Below are 24875 nucleotides of genomic sequence, written 5' to 3'. Positions count from 1 at the left end.
ATAATCAGGATTGATGGCCACAAGAGAAGTAGTGAACCGGTGAGACAGTAAAGCCCCCAGTCTAAATCGCCACCCTGCAAAACTGATTCAAACGCGGCGAAAACCAAGACCAGCGCAATAACAATGGGGTGACGAACCTTGCGTACAACCACTCTGAAACCTTGCTGCCTTGCTGAATATCGTCCTTCGCGTCAAGAAATGTCCGCACTCCCCAATATGCTTGGAACAACCAAGCCAAAACCAAGGGTATTGCAAGTAGAATGAAGGTGGTTGATGAAAGACCAAACATTGACAGCGGATATTTTTGAATAGTAAAGCCAGTGTGATAATCGCTGCAACCGGCAATTCATTGCTACAAGGTCACAATCTTAACCCCACCCCACCAAACCTCCCACAACGCCACGCCCGTAAGTAGAATGTATCAATTCATCCAAAACTCCTTTACCTCATGGCTTATATCAAAGCGGGCAACGACGCAGCCGGGCATCCGGTCCAAATTTTCTACGAAGACTGGGGCCAGGGCGCGCCGGTGGTGCTCATCCATGGCTGGCCACTCGACCATACCATGTGGGAGCACCAGGCGGTGGCGCTGGCCAAGGCCGGCAAGCGCGTCATTGCCTACGACCGGCGCGGGTTCGGCCGCTCGTCGCGGCCGTGGGGCGGCTACGACTACGACACGCTGGCCTCGGACCTGAACGCGCTACTAACCGAACTGGACCTGACCGGCGTGACGCTGGTGGGCTTCTCAATGGGCGGCGGCGAAATAGCCCGCTACATCGGCAACTACGGGCAGGCGCGGGTGTCCAAAGCAGTATTTGTGAGTGCCGTGACGCCCTACATGCTCCAGACCAGCGACAACCCCGACGGCGTGCCGCAAAAGGTGTTTGACCAGATGCACGAAGGCATTGCCAAAGACCGGTTTGCCTTCCTGGAAGGTTTCGCCAAGGATTTCTACGGCCAGAGCCTCATCAGCCACCCCGTGAGCCAGGCGGTGCTGAACTGGAACCAGACGGTGACCACGCTGGCCGCGCCTAACGCCACGGACGACTGTGTGACCTCGTTCTCGGGCACGGACTTCCGCGACGACTTGAAGAAGGTGACGGTGCCCACGCTGGTGATTCACGGCGACAAGGACCAGACCGTGCCCTTCCCGGTGAGCGGCGAGCGCACGGCCAAAATGGTGGCCGGGGCCGAACTGAAAGTGTACGAAGGCGCCCCGCATGGCCTGTTCTTCACCGAGAAAGACAAGTTGACGGCGGACCTGCTGGCCTTTATTGGCAAGTAAACCGCGCTATCAGAAGCACGAAAAAGGCCCCGGCGCTGCTGCGTCGGGGCCTTTTTCGTGCTTCTATCATCGTTCAACGACGAGACGCAAATAAGCGTCTCTACGCGGCGCGGCCCATCTGGCGGAGGAAGCCAACGTGCGAGGCAATGGCGGTGCGGGTGCGGGCGTAGTTGTTGTACGTGATATCGAACTCGCTGCACACTTGCTGCACAATCTTACTGATGGCGGGGTAGTGCACGTGCGAAATTTTGGGGAACAGGTGGTGCTCAATCTGGAAATTGAGCCCTCCCACCAGCCAGCTAACCACTTTGTTGTTGGTAGCGAAGTTGGCAGTGGTGCGCACCTGATGAATGGCCCATTCGTCTTCGAGCTTGTGGGTGGTGGGGCACGGCACCGGGAAAGCGGCATCCTCCACAGTGTGGGCCAGTTGGAACACCATGCTCAATACCAGGCCGGCAACGGCAGTGCTGAGCAGGAAGCCGGCCAGCCACGGCAGGAAGCCAACCAGGTAGATGGGCAAGGCCACGTAGAGCAGAAGGTTCAGCACTTTAAAGCCCCAGAAGCTGACGTGCTCGCCGGTGTTCATCGGCTTGAGGCCGATGGCTCCGATTTGGCGGGTGAAATACTTCTGGTAGTCCATCACGAAAATCCAGGAGATGTAGAGCATGCAATACAAAAACCAGAAATAGAGGTGCTGGAAGCGGTGCAGCGCGTGCTTGGGCTGCTCAAGGGCCATGCGCATCCAGGGCTGAATGTTGATATCGTCGTCGTGGCCCTCGATGTTGGTGTAGGTGTGGTGGATGAGGTTGTGCTTGGAGTTCCACATGTAGGGGCTGCCGCCGAGCATGCCGAGCGTGTAAGCCGCCAGCTTGTTTAGCCAGGGGTGCTTCGAGAAGCTGCCGTGGGCACCATCGTGCATCACGTTGAAGCCGATGGCGGCCACCACGCAGCCCAGCACCGCGCATTCGAGCAGGGCCCAGCCGGTGGCGGGCGTGAAGAACACGAGGTGCACGTAGAGCGCCACCATCAGGCCAACCAGGAATATTGCCTTGAACAAGAGACTGGCGTTGCCCGTCATCGGCCGGCCGGATTCTTCAAAGTATTGATTTATCCGGGTTTTCAACTCGGTGTGAAACGAGCGAGTTGCGGCGAATTTGGGAAGGGCCATAAGCAGGGCTTGGGGAGAATGAAGAACAAATGTACTCCGCCCCAACCCCGTATGACCTAACTTAATTCAGATACGCGTGCCAGTTTTGGTCAATGGTACCTGCCGAGAGGCGCAGAAAGCCCGCAAGCGTGGGCTTCTTGGGCTGCTGCCGGATGGTCAAACCCGCTTCGTTGGGCGTGTGGTGGCCTTTGGCGTGGTTGCAGCGGGCGCAGGCCGTGAGCAGGTTGGTCCACGAAGATTCGCCGCCACGCGAGCGGGGCACCACGTGGTCGAGCGTGAGATTTTTGGTCGAGCCGCAGTATTGGCACTCGAAATGGTCGCGCTTGAAGATGTTGTGGCGGCTCAGGGCAATGCCTTTGTAGGGCACGCGCACGTAACGCTGCAAGCGGATGATGCTCGGCTTGGGGTAGGCCTGCGAAATCGTTCGAAGGGTGCCGTCGGACTTGGCTACCATCTCGGCTTTGTCGAGAAACAGGAGCACAAACGCCTTTTGCACGCTGCACAGGGTGATGGCGGTATAGTCGCCATTCAGCACTAACACTTTTTGGTCCATACACGCTTTTGGGTTCGGATAACCCGCCGAAAGCTAGCGGTTTCCGACCAGATAAACAAGCGTGCGGGGGTTAAGTTCAGCCCGCCTGTCATTGCGAGTGGAGCGCAGCGGAACGCGGCAATCTGTCCTGTTTTCAGCGACCAACCTGATGATATGAAAAGCCTTTCTAAAACGCGAAAGCCCCAACACTACGAGGCGTCGGGGCTTTCTGGTAAAAGAAAGTGTCTGGGTTAATACAGGACAGATTGCCGCGTTTCGCTGCGCTCCACTCACAATGACAAGAGGCGTCCTCCCCTCCTACTCCGGCAGCAGGCGCTTTATCAGGCGCAGCTTGTGGGAGTAGCGCTGCCGGTCGCGGTTGTAGATGCCGTTGTGGTCGAGCGGGTCGAGGCGCACTTCGCCGTGGGCGTGCAGAATCTGGCCCTCGTCCATGACCATGCCCACGTGCACGATGCGGCCTTCGGCATTATCGAAGAAGGCGAGGTCGCCGAATTTGGCTTGGGCCACGAAGTGCACGGGGCGGCCGTGGTCAATCTGCTGGCGGGCATCGCGCGGGAGCTGAATGCCCACCAGGCCGTAGAGCTGCTGGCACAGGCCGGAGCAGTCGAGGCCGAAGATGCTTTTGCCGCCCCACACGTAGGGCGCTTTCAGATGAAGCAGGCCCACTTTGCGCAACAATAAGGCTTGGCGGGCCGCGTCGGGCGGGGCGGTGGGGTTGGTGGCCGTACCGTTGTAGAAGTAGTCGCGCTCGCCGATGCGCACGTTCATGCCATCGAAAAACGGCAGGCGGCAGCCGAGCGTGAGCGGAATCTTGGTGGTGGCGTCGCTCACGGCCTGCACCACGTCGAGGGCGCGGGGGTGGTCCTGGGCGCGCCAGGCAGCGTAATACTCAGGTGTAACGGGCGTATGCTGCTTGAAATCAATCCAGCCCACGTAGTCGTCGGCGGCGAGCTGGACCTGCAACCAGCTTTCCTGTTTCACCAGAATGTGGTAGCACTCGCCGAAAAGCAGCTGGGTAACGAGTTCGGCCCGGTCGTTGGGCTCGGCGCGGACGGGGACGGCGCTCAGCGCGCAGATGCCGGGATTCAATTTGGTGGATTGATGGATTAGTGGATTGTAGGCTGCAAATTACGGTAGTGGCATTCTTAACGCAGCAATCCACCAACTCGCTAATCCACCAATCCGCTACATTCTTTCCATGTCGCGCTTCTGGGCTTTTTCCTTGAGGTCGTTGCGTTTGTCGTAGAGCTTTTTGCCCTGGGCGAGGGCAATTTCGATTTTGGCAAAGCCGCGGTCCGTCACGAACAGGCGCAGGGGGATAATGGTGAGGCCCTGGTCGGTTTTTTTGCCGGCTAGCTGCTTCAGCTCGCGCTTGTTGAGCAGGAGCTTGCGAGCGCGCATGGCGTCGTGGTTGTTGTAAGTCCCTAAGGAATAGGGCGCGATGCGGATGCTGTGAATCCAGAGGTCGCCGCGGTGGTCGAAGGTGCAGTAGCCGTCGGTTAGGTTCACGTTGCCCTCGCGGATGCTTTTTATTTCGGTGCCTTGCAGCATCACGCCCGCGTCGTACTTGGCCAGAAAGGTGTATTCGTGGCTGGCGCGGCGGTTTTTGATGTTGATGATGGTAGGCTTGTCGTCTTTCTTGGCCATTGGGCTAGTTGTCAGGTGCTCGTGGTTGGCGGTTGGACCAACGGCGGCGAATGGGGCGCCAAAGGTAGACCGGGGGCGCCGGGTGGTTACGTCAGCTTCAGGCGCGGGTTGGGACTGCTGAGCTGGTCGGCAAAGTCGCCGGCTTCGAATTGGAAGTGGGCCGTCATGGCCACCATGGCAGCATTATCGGTGCAAAACTGAAATTCCGGGATGAAAACCTGCCAGCCCTGGGCTACGGCTTCGGCCTCTAGCGCAGTGCGCAGGCCGGAGTTGGCGGCCACGCCGCCAGCTAGCGCCACTTGCGTAAGGCCGGTATCGGCGGCGGCGCGGCGGAGCTGGCGCAGCAGCGTGGCCACAATGGTGTGCTGGATGCTGGCGCAGAGGTCGGCCAGGTTTTCCTGCACAAAATCGGGGTTGGCGGCCACTTCCTTTTTCAGGAAATACATCACTGAGGTTTTCAGGCCGCTGAACGAAAAATCGTAGCCCGGCATGGCCCCCACCGGAAAGGCGAAGCGCTGCGGGTTGCCCTGGCGGGCCAGCTTGTCGAGGTGCGGGCCGCCGGGGTACGGCAGGCCGAGGAGCTTGGCCGTTTTGTCGAAGGCTTCGCCGGCGGCGTCGTCAATGGTTTGGCCGATGACGTCCATTTCCAAGGCCGACTTCACCACCACCAGCTGCGTGTGGCCGCCACTCACGGTGAGGCAAAGAAAGGGAAATGTGGGCTTGGGGTCGCGGATGAAGTGGGCCAGAATATGGGCGCGCATGTGGTTCACAGCCAGCAGCGGCTTGTCCAGCGCCAGCGCCAACGTCTTGGCGAACATGCTGCCTACTAACAAGGAACCCAGAAGGCCTGGCCCCTGAGTGACAGCCACGGCGTCGAGGTCGGCTTTGGTGAGGCCGGCTTCGCGGAGAGCGGCCGTGACGACGGGCAGCAAGTGCTGCTGGTGAGCGCGCGAGGCCAGCTCGGGCACCACGCCGCCGTACTGCTCGTGGACTTTCTGGGTGGCCACAACGTTGCTCAGCAGCTGGCCGCCGGCCAGGACGGCCGCGCCGGTATCGTCGCACGACGACTCGATGGCGAGGATGATGGGATGCGCAGGCATGGGGCAAATGGAGGGTTGAGCGGGCAAAGGTCGCACCAAGGCGCGATAGAGTTGAACCCCGGCTCAACTGTAGCCGTTCCATTGGCCTGATGGTTGCTAAGCTGGCCATCGGTTGCCACCAACGACTAAAAAGCCGCAACTTTGCGGTTTAACCCGCGTTTCCCGCGTTCATCCCCCATTACCCCGGTGCGTCGTTTCTTCGCCATTCTGCTAAAAATACTGCTGGGCCTCGTGCTGCTGGTGGTATTGGCCGTGGTGGGGGCGTTGGTGGCACTGCGCATCCCGAGCGTGCAAACGCGCCTGGCGCACGAGGCGGCCGACGTGCTGACGCAGAAGCTGGGGCAGCAGGTCACCATCGGCGCGGTCGATATCCGGCCGTTTTCGCGGGTGCTGCTCGATGCGGTGAGCGTGAAGGACCGGCGCGGCGGTGAGCTGTTCAGCATTGGACGGGCCGACGCGGACATTTCGCTGTTTTCGGTGTTCGACCCGCGCCACCTGCACATTGCCACACTCACGCTGAATGAGCCGCGCTTCGAGCTAAAAAACCTGCCCGGCCAGCCCGATTCGACCACGTTCAGCCAGTTTATGACGGCGGTGAAGCGGTTGATTGGTCCTTCGAAGGACACCACGAAGTCGGCCCCTTTCGATTTCAAAATAGCCGCTGTGGCGCTGCGCAATGGCCACTTTGCCATCGAGAAAGGCGACGTGCCGCGCGCCAAAACATACGGTCAGAGCATCGACTACGACCATCTGCTAGTCGATAGCATCTACGCCGACATCTCCAAAATCCGGCTCGAAGACACGCTGCGCATGCGCATCAGCCAGTTGCACGCCGTGGAAACGCCCTCACGGACGCCGCTGCGCGAAATCACGGCGGACATGACCTACGGGCCGCATTTCTGGGAGTTCAAAGACTTGAGCCTGCGCGTGGGCCGCAGCCAGATTAAGGATTACGTGCGGTTTGAGTTTCGGGTATTCAGCAACTTCACCGACTACAACGACTCGATGAAGACCATTGCGCACCTGCGCAATTCCAAAGTGTATTCGGATGACATTGCCAAGTTTGCCCCGCAGCTGAGCGAAATGCACGAGGCGGTGGCCATTTCGGGCGATGCCTCGGGCTACGTGCGCGATTTCAAGGTGAACAACCTCGACGTGCGTTACGGCAGCGGCACCCACATTGTGGCCAAGCGCGCCCACGCCGACGGCCTGCCCAATTACAAGGAAAGCTTCATCGACCTGCGCCTGCTGCCCTCGGTGGTGGTGGCCGCCGACCTGAAACACTGGCTGCCGGCGGCGGCCAATAAGTTTGTGCAGAAGCTGGGCACCGTGAAACTGCAGGGCCAGATGCTGGGCTTTTACGATGACTTCGTGGCCAATGCCTCGTTCGACACGGCCCTGGGCTTTGTGGCCACGGACGTAAACCTGAAGACCAAAACCGACCTCACGCACGCCACCTACGAGGGCACGGTGCGCTCCAACGCCTTCCAGCTCGGCAAGTTTTTGGGCGATGAAAGCATCATCCGGGACGTGACGCTGGACGGGCACGTGGCCGGCACGGGCTTTTTGCCGGCCTTCGCGCAGGGCAAGGCCAAGCTCACAGTGCCGGCCATCTGGCTCAATGGCTACCGCTACCGCAACATTGCGTTTGATGGCGACTTCCGGCCGCTGCACTTCAACGGCCACGCCAGCGTGAACGACCCGGCCGTGCGCCTGGTGGCCGACGGCCACATCGACCTGGAGCGCAAGCACGAAAACGTGGACGTGAAGACTAAAATCGACTACGCCAACCTGCGCACGCTGGGCCTGCTGAGCCAGCCGCTGACCGTGAGCACCACGGCCGACGTGAAATTCAAGGGGGTGCAGCTCGATTCGCTCATCGGCTACGCGCGCCTGCGCCATTCGCGCTTTACCCTGGAAGGCCGCAAGCTCAACCTCGACACGCTGGACGTGGTGAGCACCCGCAACCGCCTCAACCAGCGCCGCGTCACGCTGCGCTCCGAAGCCCTGAACGCCAGCCTGGCCGGCACCTTCAACACCTCCGATGTGGTGCGCGACGTGCAGACGCTCATCACCGAGTACCGGCTCAATTTTGAGAGCAACCCCACGGCCACGGCCGACTACTACCGCCGCAAGCGCCAGCGTGCGCTGCCGGTGTATCAGGTTGATTTGCTGCTGAATCTGAAAAAGGCCAACCCGCTGCTGACGCTGTTTGTGCCCGACTTGCGGGTGGCCGACGGCAGCCGCATCGACGGCTCGTTCCGGAACGGGGCCACGTCGATTTTTCAGCTCGGCGGCCACCTCGACAGCCTGCGCTACGGCCCGGTGCGCACGGTGAACGACAACTTCGACTTCCTGACCTCGAAGCTGCCTTACAAGCCCGACATTCTGGCCCAGGCCAGTATCACGAGCGACCGGCAGGTGCTGCCGGGGCTGGGGCGCACCGAGAAGTTCATCGTGGAAGGCGTGTGGGACCAGCAGCGCATCAACTTTTCAACCTCGCTGGCCCAGACGGGTACCACCAACAAGGCCACCATCAACGGCTCCCTGGGCTTTCTGGCCCGGGCGGTGGAGGTGATTTTCCGGAAATCCGATGTGCACCTGCTGGACAAGGACTGGACTATTGCCGAGAACAACTCGGTCAAGATTTCGAACTACGGCAAGGAATTCGACATCAAGAACCTGACTTTTAGCAATGGGGAGCAGTTTGTGGGCGCCCAGGGATTTATCTCGCCCGATGCCAGCCAGCCGCCGTTGCAGCTGCAAATCAAGGACTTTGAGCTGGCGACACTCAAAAGCCTGACCGGGCAGAACCTCTCGGGCCGCGTGAATGCCCAGGGCACCGTAAGCGGCGTGTACGGCCCGCTGGCCATCAGCAGTACGCTGGGCGTGGATTCGCTGAAATACGACGGCACGCTGATTGGGCAGGTGGCCGGGCGTGGCGACTGGGATAATGCCGCCGGCAAGCTACGCGTGAACCTGGACGTGGCCCGCGCCGGCCAGTCGGTGCTGACCGTGCTGGGCGACATTGCCCCGAAGGACCAGACCAACCAGTTCAACCTTACCGGCACGCTCAACGACGCGCCCATTGTGCTGGCGCAGCCGTTTTTGGGGTCGCTGTTCAAGAATCTGGGCGGCACCGGGCGGGGCGAGCTGCGGCTCACGGGTCTGTTCGACGCGCCCAACCTGCTCGGCTACGTGGACGTGACCAACGGCCGCCTGACCTTCGGCTATCTGGGCACGACCTACACGTTTGCCGACCGCATCAGCTTCACCAACAAATCGATAGAGTTCCGCAACATCAAGCTGCGCGATGTGCTGGGCAATACCGGCACCGTGGACGGCATTGTGACGCACCACGGCTTCAACGACATGAGCCTGGATATTGCAGCAAACTTCCGTAAGATGCAGGTGCTCAACACCACGCGCAAGGACAATGAGCTGTATTTCGGCACGGCCTACGCCACCGGCACCGCCCGCGTAACCGGCCCCACCGACGACCTCGACGTGACCGTGCGGGCCAGCAGCGAAGCCGGCACCCGCGTGAGCCTGCCCCTCGACAACGCGGCCAAAGCTGAGAAGGCTGGCTACATCAAGTTCGTGAATAACAACCCGGTAGGCGATACCGTCATCACGAAAAAGGCTGTAGCGGTGGCCGCGCAGGACAAGGTGGACCTCTCAGGCATCAAGCTGAACATGAACCTGACCATCACGCCAGAGGCCTACGTGGAGATTTTGCTTGACGAAAGCACTGGTGACGTGATTCGCGGCTCGGCGGCCGGGCAATTGCGTATGGCCATTGACACGCGCGGTGAGTTCAATATGTACGGGCAGGTGGAGATAGTGCGCGGGGCTTACAATTTCACGCTGCAAGGCCTGATTAACAAGGAGTTTGTGGTGCGCCCCGGCGGCATTATTTCCTGGAACGGCGACCCGCTGGCTGGCGAGATGAACGTGACGGCGACTTACACGCAACGCACCTCGCTGGCGCCGGTGCTGGGCGCGGGCTCGTCGGGGAGCGTGGCGGTGGTGCCCGTGACGGCCGTGATGAACCTGACCGGACCGCTGCTGTTGCCCGCCATCAAGCTCAACCTGGAATTCAACGACACGCCTGGCACGCTCCAAGGCGATTTGGCCGCCTTCACCACTTCGCTGCGCAACGACGAGCAGGAGCTTAACCGACAGGTATTCAGCCTATTGGTATTCAAGCAGCTTTCGCCGCCGGGCTCGTTTGGCAACACCATTTCCATTCGGGGGCAGGACAATACGGCGTTCAAGAGCCTGGGCCAGGTGCTGAGTACCCAGCTTGGCCTGCTTACCTCGCAAATCGACCAGAACCTGGAAATCGACTTCAACATCAACGGCATCACTGCCGAGCAACTGCAAGCCCTGCAAGTGCGCCTCAGCTACTCCTTTCTGAACGGACGTTTGCGCGTGACGCGGGAAGGCGGCTTCACCAGCAATTCCAACCTGGTAAACAGCACAACGCCTGGCGGTTCTACTACGCCTACCAGCACCGGCAACACCGCCGGTCAAGCCTCCCTGCTCGGCGACCTCAGCCTGGAATACTACCTGCGGGCTGATGGCAAATTCCGGGCAAAGCTGCGCTACGAAACCACCCCACGCGACCTGGAAACCATCAACCAGCCCCGGGCGGGCCTGTCGCTGCTGCACACTGAGCAGTTTAACACTTTCGGCGAGCTGTTCACGCGCAAAAACCCCAAAAAGAAGGAGCGCAACACCCAGAAGGCCCGCGAAGGCAAGGAGGTGATGACCGTGGACGACGACCCGCGCACGAATCTGTAGAACGTTCTTTTTCCTTATCCCTTCCGTTACCTTTGCCGGATATGGCTGCCCCAACCACTTCTCATTCGCGCAAGAAAAAGCTCGGCTCCTACCCTACTTTGCTCGTGGTGTTCAGCATTACGCTGGCCTTGGTGGTGATTGGTTTGTTTGGCCTGCTGCTGGTGCACGCCCAAAAACTGAGCGAAGTTGTGCGCGAAAACCTGGAGGTGCAAGTGTACCTCGACCGTGACCTGCCCGAAACGGAATTGCTCCGCCTGCAGCAGGACCTGGGCCAGCAGCCCTTCGTGGCCGAGCGCAACGGTAAGCCCCAGATTCGCTTCGTGAGTAAGGAAGAAGGTGCCCGCCAGCTGCTGCAAAGCACCGGCGAGGATTTCCGCCAGTTCCTCGGCGACAACCCGCTGCGCGATGCCTACGTGCTCAAAATCAAGCCCGAATTTACCGACACTACCCACCTGGGCCAGCTCAACCGCAGCATTTCGGCTCAGCGCGGCGTGTTTGAAGTGCAGTATCCGCAGGATTTATTTGCCAGCATCAACAACAACCTGACGCGGGTGAGCCTCGTGCTGCTGGGCTTCGCGGCGGTGCTGGTGTTGGTGGTGGTCATTCTGATTAACAACACGATTAAGCTGGCGCTGTTCTCGCAGCGTTTTCTCATCCGCTCCATGCAACTGGTGGGCGCGACGCGGCTCTTTATCCAGCAGCCGTTTTTGCGGCGTGCTACGTGGCAGGGCCTGGCCAGTGGCCTGCTGGCCGCGCTGATTCTGGTGGCGCTGCTACAATATGCTTACCTCGAAGTAGAGCCGCTGCGCCTACTGCGCGACGACCTGCGCCTCGGGTTGCTGCTGCTCGGCGTCATCGGACTGGGCGTGGTTATCGGCTTTTTCAGCTCGGCCCGCGCCGTGCACAAGTACCTCAAAATGTCGCTCGACGACTTGTATTAACATCTTCAGAACGTTGTGCTTCGACTCCGCTCAGCATGATTTTTCTAACCGATAACGAATAACATCATAATCCCATATGCAACCCACCAAACCCGCCTTCCGCTTCGCCTTTGGTCCCCGCAACTACCGCCTGATGTGGGCGGGCCTGGCCCTGTTGGCTGCTGGCTTCATCACCATGATGTTTGGCGACAAGGCCAATTACGGCGAAGATTTTGTGGGCATCACGCTCGGGCCGCTGCTGCTCATTGCCGGGTTTATCGTGGAATTTGCGGCCATTATGGTGCGCGATAAATCAATAGTGGCTGTGGCTGACGCTCCTGCAATCACGCCGGCTTTTACCACCGAGGCGCCCGTTGTGGCCGCCCCTGCCGCAGCCCCGGCTTATAAGCGCCCTTATTAGCGGTCCACGATTGATAGCTAAGGAACAATGCCCTTAATTATCAATCATTAACCACTAATAACTAACCGTTAACCACTACCAATGACCTATTGGCACGCGCTGCTCCTCGCTATTGTGGAGGGCATAACCGAGTTTTTGCCCGTTTCCAGCACCGGGCACATGATTATTGCCTCGGCCTTGCTGGGCATTCCGCCCACGCCGTTTTTCAAGCTCTACCTGGTAGTCATTCAGCTGGGTGCCATTTTATCGGTGTTTGTGGTGTATTACAAGCGCTTTTTCCAGAGCATTGACTTCTATTTGAAGCTGTTGGTAGCTTTTCTACCCATTGTGCTGGTGGGGCTGCTGTTCAAAAAACACATCGATGCCCTGCTCGAATCGGTGACGACGGTAGCCGTTATGCTCGTCATTGGCGGCGCGGTGCTGCTGTTCATCGACCGCTGGTTCCCGCAGGAGGACCCGCAGGAAGGCGGCCATCCCGTCACCAATCCCAGCTTCAAGGAAGCTTTGATTATCGGTCTGTTTCAGTGCCTGGCCGTGGTGCCGGGTACCAGCCGCTCGGCCGCTACCATCATCGGCGGCCTTACGCAGAAGCTCACGCGCCGGGCGGCAGCCGAATTTGCCTTTTTCCTGGCTATGCCCACCATGGCGGCAGCGGCCGTGAAAGACATTTATGATTATTACAAAGACGCCAAAGCACAGGGCGTGGACGTGGCGCACCTGTTTTCGGGCACCGAACTGAAGATGCTGGCGCTGGGCAACGTGGTGGCCTTTGTGGTCGCGCTACTGGCCATCCGGCTGTTCGTGGGCTTTGTAGCCCGGTATGGCTTTCGGGCCTTTGGCATCTACCGCATAATTGCGGGCGGTATTTTGTTGATTATGTTGGCGTTGAAGCTGCCCTTAAATCTGGTATAATGACGAAGACCCTGGCCGATTTCGACTTTGAAACGGGAGAAGTCCTGCTCCTGGACAAACCCTTGACGTGGACTTCTTTCGATGTGGTGCGCAAGGTGAAGAACACGCTGCGCATCAAGAAAATCGGCCACGCCGGCACCCTCGACCCCTTGGCTACCGGCCTGCTCATCCTCTGCACGGGCAAGAAAACCAAGGAAATCGACCAGATTCAGGCCCAGGAAAAAGAATACACCGGCACTTTCCGCCTCGGCGAAACCACGCCCAGCTTCGACCTTGAAACGGCCGTGGATATGGCCCGCCCCTACGCCCACATCACCGACGAGCAGATTACGGCCGCTACGGCCCAGTTCACCGGCCTCATCCAGCAAACACCTCCCATTTTCTCGGCCGTAAAAATCGACGGCAAGCGCGCCTACGAGCTGGCCCGCACCGGCCAGGAGGCTGAGATAAAGGCCAAAACGGTTGAAATCAAGACCTTCGAAATCACGCGTATTGCGCTGCCCGAAGTCGACTTCCGCGTAGTTTGTTCCAAAGGCACGTATATCCGCAGCTTGGCCCGCGACCTGGGCGTGGCCCTAGGCTGCGGCGCTCACCTCACACGCCTGGTGCGCACTCGCATTGGCGAGTACCGGGTGGAAGATGCCTTTACGCTGGATGCCATTCAGGCGCTGCGTCCGCCTCGGCCCGATAGCGAAGCGTCCACCCTACCGGGTACGACCCGCTCCCGTCACGAACGACCCAATACGGCTCCCAACCGCGCTGGCCTGCAGTACTTTGCCGCGCTCCAGGCCGATGCGCTGGCGGCCAAGCATCTCAAGGACGCGACCGAAAAATCGGCGGAGTAAGTTGTAGAGACGCAATATTTTGCGTCTCATCGTTGAACGGCCGGAGCTGCACCGAGGCTCAACAACATCAGCAACGATGAGACGCAAAATATTGCGTCTCTACTCCGTACAACGGCATAGCGCTACCTTCGTGGCGGTTTTTATCCCTTCAAATACGCTTCTCCGGCGCCTTATGCACGTCATCCGCGACCCGGCCCAGTTTCCGTTTCTTGGCAATGCCGTCGTCACCAGCGGCACCTTTGATGGGGTGCACGTGGGGCACCAGCGCATTCTGGCGCGGCTGCGCGAGGTGGCGCAGGCCAGCGGCGCGCCATCGGTGGTGATTACCTACTGGCCGCACCCGCGCCTGGTGCTGGGCCCCCCGCCCTCCCACCCCGAGCTGCTGGAATTGCAGCTGCTGAACACGCTGGATGAGCGCATTGCCAAGCTGGCCGAGCGGGGCGTGGACTACCTGCTTATCGTGCCCTTCACCAGGGAATTCGCGCAGTGGACTTCGGAGGAATACATCCAGAACCTGCTGCTAAAAACCGTGGGTGCCAAACAATTGGTGATTGGCTATGACCACCGCTTTGGCAAAAATCGCGAAGGCGGCTTCGACTACCTCCGCCAGAATGCGGACCGCTACGGCCTGACCGTGGAGGAAATACCACGCGAGGACGTGGACGCCGTGGGCGTGAGCAGCACCCGCATCCGGCAGGCGCTGCGCCAGGGCGACATTGCCACGGCCAACCGCTACCTGGGCTACCACTATCCGCTCACGGGCCTGGTGGAGCACGGCCAGAAGCTCGGCCGTACCATTGGGTATCCGACGGCTAATCTGGCCGTTCAAGAGCCGTTGAAGCTGGTGCCGGCCCGGGGCATTTACGCGGTGTGGGCCACCACGGCGGCAGGTACGCGGCACCAGGCCATGCTCAGCATTGGGGTGCGGCCCACCATTGGCACCGATTTGGCTCAGACGATTGAGGTAAACCTGCTTGATTTCAGCGGCGACTTATACGACCAGCTGCTGACGCTGGAGTTTGTGGCCTGGCTGCGGGCCGAAGAAAAATACGACGGACTGGATGCGCTAATTGCCCAACTGGCGTTGGATGAGCAGAACACGCGGGCCGCGCTGGCTTAGCCGGCCGTTATTATCTTACCTTATTATTTCATAATGAGATATTTGCAATTATTGCTGGTTTGCTGTTTGCTGGGAATGGGAAGTGCGGCGCAGGCCCAGGGCAAGCTGACCGGCGTGGTTTTGGATTCGGTGACGCATGAGCCGCTGGCGTTTTCCAGCGTTTTCCTGGCCAATACCACGCTGGGCGTAACGACGACCGAGCAGGGCAAATTCGAGTTTCCCAAGGTGCCGGCCGGCACCTACGACGTGGTGGGCTCCTACGTGGGCTACCGACTGGCCAAGCAGTCGGTGACCATGACCGCCGCCGCGCAGCAGATTACGCTGCAACTGGCCCCCACCGGCAACCAGCTGGGCGAAGTGGTGGTGAAACCGGAGCCCAACAAGCCGGAAGAGTACCAGAAATTTGCGCAGCTGTTTTTGGGCGGCAGTTCGTTTTCGGCCCAGTGCCACATCAGCAACCCCGATGATGTGCGCGTATTTTTCGACGACTCGACCAAAACGCTGACCGCGCAGGCCAAGGAGTTTGTGCAGATTGATAATGAGGCGCTGGGCTACCGCCTAAAATACTACGGGCTGTATTTCGCGGCCAACGACGAGGACGGCTCGATTTCTTATTACGGCCAGCCGGTTTTTGAGGAACTGAAGCCGCGCGATGAGCGCCAGCGCAAGCTGTGGACTGCCAACCGCCTCACGGCTTACACGGGCTCGTTTATGCACTTTCTGCGCAGCGTGTACAACAACCGCGTGCAGGCCGAGGGCTTCCTAACCCAGCAAATCATCGTGGGCCCGAACCCTCGCTTCGAGCGCGCCGACGAGAAACGCCGCGCCCTACTGGCCAGCCGGCCCGACAATAAATTCACCGCCACCGAGCAGGATTCGCTCGATAAGTGGGAAGACATGGCCCCGGTTATCGCCACCCTCAACCAGACGCCGCTGCCCATTGACAGCATCCGCCGGGTAGGGCCGAACGGGAAGCGGACTTTCCTGCGCTTCACGGGCGAGCTACAGGTGGCCCACTTCGGCGAAGCGCCCGACCCGCTGTATAAGCGGCCGATGTCGCCGCTGGGCTACCCCAAAATCCCGTACCCGGCCAAGCGGCAGGTGTCGCGCCTGAAGCTGCAGGGCCGCGAGGCCGCCATTCAGGCCAACGGCTCGCTGCTGAACCCGCTCGACGTGTATAATGGCGAATACTGGGGTTTTGAGAAAATCGGGGAGTTTTTGCCGTTTGACTACATGCCGCCCACGGCATCGACAGCTGCGCCCCGTCAGTAAGGGGCCGGTTACTTAGAGACGCATACTTGCGTCTCGTCGTTGAGCGGAATTAGCCTGACACATCCTAACGACGAGACGCAAGTATGCGTCTCTAAACCGTTTCACCTCCGCTTTGCCCGAATGCGCTTCTACCCGGTGCTTCTACTGCTACTGGCGCTGTTGGCACGGCCCGACAGCATTCGGGCGCAGGGCCGGCTGAGCGGCGTGGTTTTGGATTCGCTGACGCACCAGCCGCTGCCGTTCGCCAGCGTGTTTCTGGCCAATACCACACTGGGCGTGACGACTACTGAGCAGGGCAAGTTCAATTTCCCGAGCGTGCCGGCCGGCACTTACGACGTGGTGGGCTCCTACCTGGGCTACCGGCTGGCCAAGCAATCCATCACCGTTGGGCCGGCGGCGCAGCAGCTTACACTGCTGCTGACGCCCACAGCCAACCGCCTCGCCGAAGTGGTGGTGCGCCCCAACCCCAACCGCGCCAGCGACTACCAGAAATTCACGGAGCTGTTTCTGGGCCGCACCACGTTTTCGCGCCAGTGCCGCATCCGCAACCCCGATGATGTGCTGGTTGACTTCGACCCCGAAGCCAATGAGCTGACCGCCACGGCCATCAACTTTGTGCAGGTTGATAACCAGGCCCTCGGCTACCGCATCAAATACTACGGGCTGCGCTTCAACACCAACTTCACCCAGCACGTCGTCACGTTCTACGGCCAGCCGGTATTTGAGGAAATGACGGCCCGGAACGCCCGCCAACAGCGCCGCTGGGAAGCCAACCGGGCGGCGGCCTATCATGGCTCGCTCACCCATTTTCTGAGCAGCGTGCGGGCCGGGCAGGTGGCCGAGGAAGGTTTTACGGCCCAGCGCCTGCGCATTGTGCCCAACCCGCGCTTTGCCCGGGCCGACAGCCTGCGCCGCCAATTGCTGCGCGAGCGGGAAACGCGAATGCTGTCGGCAGCAGATAATGACTCAATACGAATCTGGAGCAAGGTGCCCGCGGCGTTTTCGATGCTCTACACGAAGGTGCTGCCCGTGGATAGCGTGCGCCGCGTGGCAGCCGGGGGCGAGCCGGTTTTTCTGCGCTTTCGCGACAACCTGCAGGTTAGCTACTTGCGCGAAGCACCCGACCCGCTTTACCCAATACGCACGGCGCAGCCCACCAATGCGCCCTCCCCGCCCGCCGACCGGCAGGTGTCGCAGCTGGTGCTGATGGTGCGTGAAATTGAGATTCAACCCAACGGCCAATTGACGAATCCGCTGGCCGTATTTACCGACGAATACTGGGGGTTCGAAAAAATGGGTGAATTTTTACCCGTGAATTACCTGCCGCCGGCTCCGGCCGCCTCCCCCAAAACCCACCCATGATAAACAAAACCGTTCCCAACGTGCAAGCCGCCCTGCAGGGCCTCACCGATGGCATGACCCTGATGCTCGGCGGCTTCGGCCTGTGCGGCATCCCCGAAAACTCGATTCAGGAAATCCTGCGCCTCGGCGTAAAAAACCTCACCTGCATCTCCAACAACGCGGGCGTCGATGACTTCGGCATCGGGCTGCTGCTGCAAACCAAGCAGGTGCGCAAGATGATTTCGAGCTACGTGGGCGAAAATGCCGAATTCGAACGCCAGCTGCTGAGCGGCGAGCTGGAAGTGGAGTTGATTCCGCAGGGCACACTGGCCGAGCGCTGCCGGGCGGGCGGCGCGGGCATCCCGGCCTTCTTCACCCCGGCCGGCTACGGCACCGAGGTGGGCGAGGGCAAGGAAGCCCGCGAGTTCAACGGCAAGATGTACCTGCTGGAAACCGCTTTGCACGCCGACTTTGCCTTCGTGAAAGCCTGGAAGGGCGACACCGCCGGCAACCTGATTTATAAAGGGACGGCCCGCAACTTCAACCCCATGATGGCCACGGCCGGCAAAATCACGGTGGCTGAGGTGGAAGAGCTGGTGCCCGCCGGCGAGCTCGACCCCAACCAGATTCATACGCCGGGCATTTTCGTACAGCGCATCTACCAGGGTGAGCGGTACGAAAAGCGCATTGAGCAGCGCACGGTGCGGGCCTAACGCTTCCCCAGCCGCGCAAAACCTGTTTTTCTGATTAGCCCATGAAAAAGTCCGCCGTTGTCCTGCTGTTGTTGCTAAGCAGCCCCAGCGCGTTTGCGCAGGTAGCCGCGCCGGCCCGCCAGGCGCGACGCTCGGTCCCAGCCAACCCGGCGGCGACTCCGGCTATTGTCGACCCGGCCGGCGCCCAGCGCATCGACCGGCTGCTGGCTGAGTACACTGCCGCCGGCCGCGTGCCCGGCGCCATTGCGCTGGTGATGCGCGACGGCAAGGTGGTGTATCGCAATGCTTTCGGCGTGTCCGACCTTGCCAACCAAACGCCGTTGCGCACCGATGCCATTTTTCGCATCGCCTCCCAGACCAAAGCCCTGACCAGCGTGGGACTGATGATGCTGTACGACGAAGCCAAATTCCAGCTCGACGACCCCATTGCGAAGTACCTGCCGGCCTTTGCCAACGCGCAGGTGCTGGCCAGCTTCAACCAGAAAGACTCGACTTACACCACGGTGCCGGCTAATAGTCCGGTCACCATCCGGCAGCTGTTCACCCACACTTCAGGCATCAGCTACCCGGTGATTGGGACGCGGGAAGCCACGGCCATTTATGCCAAAGCGGGTATTCCGAGCGGCATTGGCACGCCTTCGGGCACGCTGGCTACCTCCATGGATGCGCTGGGCAAGCTACCGCTGATGCACCAGCCGGGCGAGCGGTTTACCTACGGGCTGAGCGTGGACGTGCTGGGCCGGCTGATTGAGGTGCTCTCGGGCCAGTCGCTGGACCAGTTTCTGCGCACGCGGTTGTTTGAGCCGCTGGGCATGAAGGACACTTTCTTCTACCTGCCTGCCGAGAAACAGGCCCGCCTGGTGCTGCTGTACACTGAAAACGCCGCCAAGCAAAGCGTAGAAATGGAACCGCAGGGCCGCATGACACCCAACTACCCCAAGGCCAAAGGCACGTACTTTTCGGGCGGCGCGGGCCTGTCGTCTACCATCGACGACTACGCCCGGTTTCTGCAGATGATGCTGAACGGCGGCAGATACCAGGGCCGCCAGCTGCTGAAGCCCGCCACCGTGGCCCTCATCACCCAGAACCAGATGGGCAGCGTGAGCCAGGGTGGCAATAAATTCGGCCTGGGTTTCAGCATCACACCCCCCGAAAATGCGCGGGTGCCGGGCCTGTCGGCCGGCTCCTATGAGTGGGGTGGCATTTTCGGCACCACGTACTGGGTCGACCCGCAGCAAAAGCTGGTGGGCCTGATTTACACCCAGAAATACCCCAACAGCACCGGCCGCGACCTGGCCGGTAAGTTCAAAGCCGCCGTGTACGAGTCGTTTGTGCCCGGCCAGACGGCGCCAGCCGGCACGACTGTTCCGGCTGCGGGAACCAAGTAATTTCAGCTTTTTCCTCCTAACTCCCACCCAAAAATCCGCGAAATCCGACCAATCCGTCGAATCCGTGGTTCAGATAATCTTATGCTAGACAAACACGGCATCGCCCGGCGCATCGCCCAGGAAGTGAAAGACGGCTCCTACGTCAACCTCGGCATCGGCATTCCCACGCTGGTAGCCAACTACATTCCGGCCGGCATCAACGTGGAGTTGCAATCCGAAAACGGCCTGCTCGGCATGGGCCCCTTCCCCACCGAAGACCAGGTCGACCCCGACCTCATCAACGCCGGCAAGCAGACCGTGACCACGCTGCCCGGCTCCAGTATCTTCTCCTCGGCTGATTCGTTCGGCATGATTCGCGGCGAGCACGTCGACCTCACCATCCTGGGCGCGATGGAAGTATCGGAGCGCGGCGACATTGCCAACTGGAAAATCCCCGGCAAAATGGTGAAAGGCATGGGCGGCGCGATGGATTTGGTGGCTTCCGCCAAGAACATCATCGTGGCCATGCAGCACGTAGCCCGCGACGGCTCTTCTAAGCTGCTATCTGACTGCACCTTGCCCATCACCGGCCTGCGCTGCGTGAAGAAAATCGTGACCGAGTTGGCCGTCATCGACGTCACGCCCGACGGCTTCGTACTGCGCGAGCGCGCCCCCAGCGTGACCGTGGAACAGATTGTGGCCGCCACTGCCGGCAAGCTGGTGGTGCCCGCCGGCGAAGTACCCGAAATGGTGCTCTAATATCCTGAAACAAAGGCAGCCGGCGTATCTTCGTCACCACCCTTCACTGCTGATTCTATGCGCCAACTCTTACCCCTGCTGCTCCTTGCTGTCGTTCCTGTGCTGGCCCAGGCCCAGGTTTCGCCGATAATCGACCGGAACGATATGCCGGCCACTACCACCACCGTGGACAGCCTGCGGCTGAGCGTGGCCAGCCCGGCCCTACCCAGCACCGTGCCGCCCCTGACGCGGCGTGGGGCCAACCAAACCTGGAACTACAGCACCCTCGCCCCCACCTCGCAACGAGTCGAATCATTCGTATCGGCAAGCAGCGTCACCAGTACCGCGCCAGTGTACGCCTTCACCTTCGGGGCACTGTTTGGGGGCGTGAACCGGGCCACGGTAGCGTCGCCGCAGGCGCTGCCGCTGCCCGTGGCCCTGCCCATTCCCATCACCGATACTTACCAGTTCTATAGCTTATCGACGGCGACGGCGGCTCAGCAGGACTTCCGGTCCGTGGGGTTTGGCGCGTCGCTCAGTGGCACGGCCATTCCGGTTACGTATGCCAGCGCAGCCCAGCAGGACGTGATTTACCGCTTCCCGCTGAGCTTCGCCAGCCTGCCCGATTCCAGCAGCTCGTTCTTTTCTACCCCGGCGGCCGTTGCCACGGTGGGCTACCTGAGCCAGAAGCGCAAGCGCGTGAATAAGCCCGATGCCTGGGGCACGCTCACCACGCCCTTTGGCACGTTCCAAACGGTGCGCGTGGTCACCACCCTCATCGACCACGACAGCGTAGCTTTTGGTGGCACGGCCGGTCAGGGTTTCGACATTCCGCTGACCCGCGAGTATAAGTGGCTGGCCAAAACCCACCACGTGCCGCTGCTCACCATCACCACGCGCACCATTGGCGGCACCGAAACCGTGACCGGCGTGGAATACCGCGACATTTATCGCCGTATTATTCGCACGGCCACCCGCGACGCGGCCACCGATGCTGTGCTGACCGCCTACCCCAACCCCTCGGCCATCGGCACGCCGCTCACCCTGACGGTACCCGCCGGTAGCGGCCTGCTCACAGTATCGGCCACCGACGTGGTGGGCCGGCAGCTGTTTCGGCGCAGCTTTGGCAGCAATTCCGGTACCATTCGCCTTGAGGCCGAGGACTTTGGCACCTTCCGGGGCGTGCTGCTGCTGACGGTGCAAACCGCCCAGGGCACCGCCACCCGCCGGCTGGTGCGCGAGTAGCATTAATGACGAATTGCACCGTTTTGACTGTTTTTCCGTTGAAGGACCCGTTGGCGAACGCCGCCAACGGGTTTTTTTACGGGTAATTTTGTCGGGCCATTGCCGGTGCCCGGCTACTGGGGTCCCTAGCGGCCCAACCTCTAACACAGCGCTTTCTTCGATATTATGGCAACTTCTTCCAACGGCAAATCTGCCGCGTCTGCGGCCTCCAACGGCAAAGCCGCTCCCGGTGGCGCGCACGCCAAAAAAGTGGGCAAGCCCGCCCCGGCCCTAGCTGCCGAGCGCCTCACGCCCACCGCCGTGCCGGCTCACAAGCTGGTGCTGCGCACGCTGCGCCGCTCCGATTTTAAGGCCATCAAGGAAATTATGGATAAGGTGTATTCCAACATGGAAGGCGCCTGGGCGGCCGACGAGTTTGCGGCCCTGCTCCGTAAGTTTCCGGAAGGCCAGATTGGCATCGAGGACAACGGCCGGCTGGTGGCCGCTGCCCTGGCCATCATCGTGGATTACACTAAGTTCGGTGATAAGCATACCTACGCCAAAATCACGGGCAACGGCAAGTTCGACACCCACGACGACGATGGCGATACGCTCTACGGCGTTGACGTATTCGTGGACCCCGAATACCGCTCGCTGCGCCTGGGCCGCCGCCTCTACGACGCCCGCAAGGAGCTGTGCGAGAACCTGAACCTGCGCGCCATGGTAGCTGGTGGCCGCATTCCCGGCTACGCCGCGTATGCCAACGAGCTGACGCCGGCCAAGTACGTGGAGATGGTGCGCAACAAGGAGCTGGTCGACCCCATCCTCACGTTCCAGCTCTCGAACGAGTTTTACGTCCGTAAAATCATCCGCGGCTACCTGCCTTACGACTCGGAATCAAAGGCTTATGCTACACTACTGGAGTGGATTAACGTGTATTACGAGGAGTCGGAAAAGCTCATCGGCAATACTAAATCGAATGTACGCATTGGCATTGTGCAGTGGCAGATGCGTGCCACCCGCTCGCTGGAAGACCTATTGCAGCAAATTGAGTTCTTTGTGGACACCGTGAGCGGTTACAAGGCTGACTGCGTGCTGTTTCCGGAGTTTTTCAACGCTCCGCTGATGGCCCTCACCAACGAGGACTCGCCGGCGGTGGCCATCCGGGCGATGGCGGCCTTCACCGAGCCCATCAAGGCCAAGATGATGGAGCTGGCCGTGAGCTACAACATCAACATTGTGGCCGGCTCGATGCCGGTGTACGAGAACGAGAAGCTGCACAACGTGGCCTTCCTCTGCCGCCGCGATGGTACCATGGACGAGCAGTACAAGCTGCACGTAACGCCCGACGAGGCCAGCTACTGGGGCATGCGCGGCGGCGACAAGCTGAAATGCTTCGACACGGATTTTGGCAAAATCGGCATTCTGGTGTGCTACGACGTGGAGTTCCCAGAGCTGAGCCGTATGCTGAGCGACGAGGGCATGAAAATCCTGTTCGTGCCCTTCTGGACCGATACCAAAAACTCGTACCAGCGCGTGCGCCTCTGTGCCCAGGCCCGCGCCATCGAAAACGAGTGCTACGTGGCCATCACCGGCTCGGTGGGCAACTTGCCCCGCATCGAGAACATGGACATTCAATATTCGCAGTCGGCCGTGTTCAGCCCCTCCGACTTCGCCTTTCCGCACGATGCCATCGTGGCCGAGGCTACACCCAACACGGAGATGACCCTCATCGCCGACCTCGACCTCGACCTACTCAAAGACCTGAACACCAGCGGCGCGGTGCGCAATCTGCGCGACCGCCGCAAGGACCTGTACTCGGTGAGCTGGGTGAAGAAAACCGAGCGCGACGACGAGCTGCTGGCCCAGGGCGAGGAGCGCCGGCCCAGCACCAACTCGCGCCGCAAGGCCATCGCAGCGGGGTAGGGTTTTGGTATTTCGTTAGCTTAAAAGGCGGCAGTCATTCGGATGACTGCCGCCTTCTTTCTTTATTTGGCAGTTAATAATTTATAGTACACCGCCGTCGCGTGGGGCTGTCCGTCGAAGTTGATAAAATACGCGGGGATAGCGCCTACAAATACGTAACCAATTGATTGATAAAGCTGCTCGGCAATGTCGCCCAGGCGGGTGTCGAGCACCAGCGTGGTGCGGCCCAGCGTGCGGGCGTGGTCTTCCAGGGCCACGAGTAGCTGCCGGGCCAGGCCCTGGCGGCGCGCCCGCCGGTGCACCAGCAGCTTCGATACTTCGGCGCGGAGCAGGGAGTTAGGGCGGGTGGCCAGGTCGAGCTGCACGGTGGCGAGGAGGTCATCGGAGCCGGGCGGGCGGGCCACCAGCAACACGCGGTGCCCATCCTCAACAGCGTTGATAACGCTCTGCCAGTAGTCCTGGCTTTCAGCAGCCGGCAGCGGAGGCAGGAAACCGACGGAAGCGCCAGAGTCGACGGCATCGTGCAGTAGCTCGTGGAGCTGGGGCAGCAGCGCCTGGGCTTCGGCAGCGCTGAGGGAAGTGATAAGTGGGGTCATAAGGGTCGCAAGAAAACAATTCGGACAGAAACGGGCGGCTCAAAGGAGCTACTCCTATGGCGGGATGGGCTTTTGTATGTAAACTGCGCATTCGTTTGCCTTACTGCTCTTCTCACTTACCACTATAGAACACCTCATGCGCGTTTTCATCACCGGAGCCAACCGGGGCCTGGGCCTCGAACTTACCCGCCAGTACCTGGAGCGCGGCGACCAGGTATTCGCCGCCAGCCGGCAGCCTGCCCAGGCCGCCGAGCTGCAATCCCTGAAGCAACAGTACGCCGACCGCCTCGTGCTGCTGCCCCTCGACGTAACCGATGCGGCGTCCATCGCGGCGGCCGTGCAAACCGTGCAGGCCGCCACCGATGGCCTCGATGTGCTCATCAACAACGCCGGGGTGTACCCGCACGCGGGCTCCGGCGACGCCCACCAGCGCCTGGGCCAACTCACCCACGACGACGCCATGGAAACCATGCAGGTGAATGCCATTGGGCCGCTGCTGGTGTCGCAGGCGCTGCTGCCGCTGCTGCGCGCCGGGCGCAAGGGACGCATTCTCAGCATCTCGTCGGGGCAGGGCTCGCTGACGTGGAAAGCCACCGGGGACCCCTACCACTACAGCGCCAGCAAGGCCGCCCTGAACATGTACATGCGCAGTCTGGCGGCCGAAATCGGCCATATGGGTTTGATTTCGGTGCTGGTGGACCCGGGCTGGATGCGCACCGACATGGGCGGCGACCACGCCACCCAGGAGCCCGCCGACTCGGCCCGCGGCATCATTCGCATGGCCGAGCAGCTGCATGCCGAGGAAAACGGCAGCTTCGTGACCTGGCAGGGCAAGCCCGTGCCGTGGTAGCCGCCGGGCGCGCCGCACTGGTTTAGAGCAGCAACTACGCGGCTTTGGTCTGAAGCAGGGCCAGCGTTGGT

Annotated in this window: 21 protein-coding genes; 15 read left to right on the top strand and 6 right to left on the bottom strand. The window is 60.8% G+C overall.

Annotated features, from left to right (window positions below):
• Window positions 1–448 precede the first annotated feature (448 nt).
• A complete protein-coding gene (locus tag I7X13_RS10160) occupies window positions 449–1285 on the top strand; it encodes an alpha/beta fold hydrolase (protein ID WP_198075382.1) in 837 nt (278 codons plus the stop codon).
• A gap of 100 nt (window positions 1286–1385) precedes the next feature.
• Here the strand turns inward: I7X13_RS10160 and I7X13_RS10155 are convergent, their stop codons facing one another.
• The 5 genes from I7X13_RS10155 to tsaD all read right to left on the bottom strand — a co-directional run bounded on the left by I7X13_RS10155 (window position 1386) and on the right by tsaD (window position 5753).
• A complete protein-coding gene (locus I7X13_RS10155; RefSeq protein WP_198067923.1) occupies window positions 1386–2453 on the bottom strand; it encodes a fatty acid desaturase family protein in 1068 nt (355 codons plus the stop codon).
• 61 nt (window positions 2454–2514) lie between these two features.
• The gene (locus tag I7X13_RS10150) at window positions 2515–3006 is read right to left on the bottom strand and encodes an HNH endonuclease (RefSeq protein WP_198067922.1); all 492 of its coding nucleotides are present in this window, start codon (window positions 3004–3006) and stop codon (window positions 2515–2517) included.
• Between the two features lie 297 nt (window positions 3007–3303).
• Entirely contained in the window at window positions 3304–4095 is a 792-nt protein-coding gene (locus I7X13_RS10145) for a C40 family peptidase (RefSeq protein WP_211531917.1), read from the bottom strand.
• A 96-nt stretch (window positions 4096–4191) separates the two neighbouring features.
• The gene (gene smpB / locus I7X13_RS10140; RefSeq protein WP_198067921.1) at window positions 4192–4653 is read right to left on the bottom strand and encodes an SsrA-binding protein SmpB; all 462 of its coding nucleotides are present in this window, start codon (window positions 4651–4653) and stop codon (window positions 4192–4194) included.
• Window positions 4654–4739: 86 nt separating this feature from the next.
• Window positions 4740–5753, bottom strand: a complete 1014-nt coding sequence (gene tsaD, locus I7X13_RS10135) for a tRNA (adenosine(37)-N6)-threonylcarbamoyltransferase complex transferase subunit TsaD (protein WP_198075381.1) — start codon at window positions 5751–5753, stop codon at window positions 4740–4742.
• 186 nt (window positions 5754–5939) lie between these two features.
• Between tsaD and I7X13_RS10130 the strand changes: the two genes are divergently transcribed.
• The 13 genes from I7X13_RS10130 (at window position 5940) to I7X13_RS10070 (ending at window position 23358) form a co-directional block, all read left to right on the top strand.
• On the top strand, window positions 5940–10559 hold the full coding sequence (locus tag I7X13_RS10130; RefSeq protein ID WP_198075380.1) for a translocation/assembly module TamB domain-containing protein: 4620 nt from the start codon (window positions 5940–5942) through the stop codon (window positions 10557–10559).
• Between the two features lie 41 nt (window positions 10560–10600).
• Window positions 10601–11500 carry a cell division protein FtsX gene (locus I7X13_RS10125; protein ID WP_198075379.1) on the top strand — a complete coding sequence of 300 codons (900 nt, stop codon included), beginning with the start codon at window positions 10601–10603 and terminating at the stop codon, window positions 11498–11500.
• Between the two features lie 76 nt (window positions 11501–11576).
• A complete protein-coding gene (locus tag I7X13_RS10120) occupies window positions 11577–11900 on the top strand; it encodes a DUF3098 domain-containing protein (protein WP_198075378.1) in 324 nt (107 codons plus the stop codon).
• An 81-nt stretch (window positions 11901–11981) separates the two neighbouring features.
• Window positions 11982–12812 carry an undecaprenyl-diphosphate phosphatase gene (locus I7X13_RS10115; RefSeq protein ID WP_198067916.1) on the top strand — a complete coding sequence of 277 codons (831 nt, stop codon included), beginning with the start codon at window positions 11982–11984 and terminating at the stop codon, window positions 12810–12812.
• On the top strand, window positions 12812–13657 hold the full coding sequence (truB, locus tag I7X13_RS10110) for a tRNA pseudouridine(55) synthase TruB (protein WP_198075377.1): 846 nt from the start codon (window positions 12812–12814) through the stop codon (window positions 13655–13657). Before I7X13_RS10115 ends, truB begins: the two co-directional genes overlap by 1 nt.
• 172 nt (window positions 13658–13829) lie before the next feature.
• The gene (locus I7X13_RS10105; RefSeq protein ID WP_198075376.1) at window positions 13830–14777 is read left to right on the top strand and encodes a bifunctional riboflavin kinase/FAD synthetase; all 948 of its coding nucleotides are present in this window, start codon (window positions 13830–13832) and stop codon (window positions 14775–14777) included.
• A gap of 33 nt (window positions 14778–14810) precedes the next feature.
• Entirely contained in the window at window positions 14811–16049 is a 1239-nt protein-coding gene (locus I7X13_RS10100) for a carboxypeptidase-like regulatory domain-containing protein (RefSeq protein ID WP_198075375.1), read from the top strand.
• Between the two features lie 120 nt (window positions 16050–16169).
• Window positions 16170–17411: a carboxypeptidase-like regulatory domain-containing protein gene (locus tag I7X13_RS10095; RefSeq protein ID WP_198075374.1), complete on the top strand. Its 1242-nt coding sequence runs from the start codon at window positions 16170–16172 to the stop codon at window positions 17409–17411.
• Window positions 17408–18103 carry a CoA transferase subunit A gene (locus I7X13_RS10090; protein WP_198075373.1) on the top strand — a complete coding sequence of 232 codons (696 nt, stop codon included), beginning with the start codon at window positions 17408–17410 and terminating at the stop codon, window positions 18101–18103. The genes I7X13_RS10095 and I7X13_RS10090 overlap by 4 nt, the downstream gene beginning before the upstream one ends.
• Window positions 18104–18144: 41 nt before the next feature.
• Window positions 18145–19491 (top strand): serine hydrolase domain-containing protein, encoded by a 1347-nt coding sequence (locus I7X13_RS10085; RefSeq protein ID WP_198075372.1) that lies wholly within the window; start codon window positions 18145–18147, stop codon window positions 19489–19491.
• A gap of 81 nt (window positions 19492–19572) precedes the next feature.
• Window positions 19573–20229 carry a 3-oxoacid CoA-transferase subunit B gene (locus I7X13_RS10080; protein ID WP_198075371.1) on the top strand — a complete coding sequence of 219 codons (657 nt, stop codon included), beginning with the start codon at window positions 19573–19575 and terminating at the stop codon, window positions 20227–20229.
• A gap of 57 nt (window positions 20230–20286) precedes the next feature.
• Window positions 20287–21453, top strand: coding sequence for a T9SS type A sorting domain-containing protein (locus I7X13_RS10075; protein WP_198075370.1), 1167 nt, complete (start codon window positions 20287–20289; stop codon window positions 21451–21453).
• A gap of 366 nt (window positions 21454–21819) precedes the next feature.
• Window positions 21820–23358, top strand: a complete 1539-nt coding sequence (locus tag I7X13_RS10070; protein ID WP_394368584.1) for a carbon-nitrogen hydrolase family protein — start codon at window positions 21820–21822, stop codon at window positions 23356–23358.
• Window positions 23359–23420: 62 nt separating this feature from the next.
• Here the strand turns inward: I7X13_RS10070 and I7X13_RS10065 are convergent, their stop codons facing one another.
• Entirely contained in the window at window positions 23421–23954 is a 534-nt protein-coding gene (locus I7X13_RS10065) for a GNAT family N-acetyltransferase (protein ID WP_198075369.1), read from the bottom strand.
• 136 nt (window positions 23955–24090) lie between these two features.
• Between I7X13_RS10065 and I7X13_RS10060 the strand changes: the two genes are divergently transcribed.
• Window positions 24091–24804: an SDR family oxidoreductase gene (locus tag I7X13_RS10060; RefSeq protein WP_198075368.1), complete on the top strand. Its 714-nt coding sequence runs from the start codon at window positions 24091–24093 to the stop codon at window positions 24802–24804.
• The last annotated feature ends 71 nt before the right edge of the window (window positions 24805–24875 follow it).

The organism is Hymenobacter negativus (assembly GCF_016056375.1).
Taxonomy (GTDB): Bacteria; Bacteroidota; Bacteroidia; order Cytophagales; family Hymenobacteraceae; genus Hymenobacter; species Hymenobacter negativus_A.
This window is presented reverse-complemented; position numbering and strand designations above follow the sequence as displayed.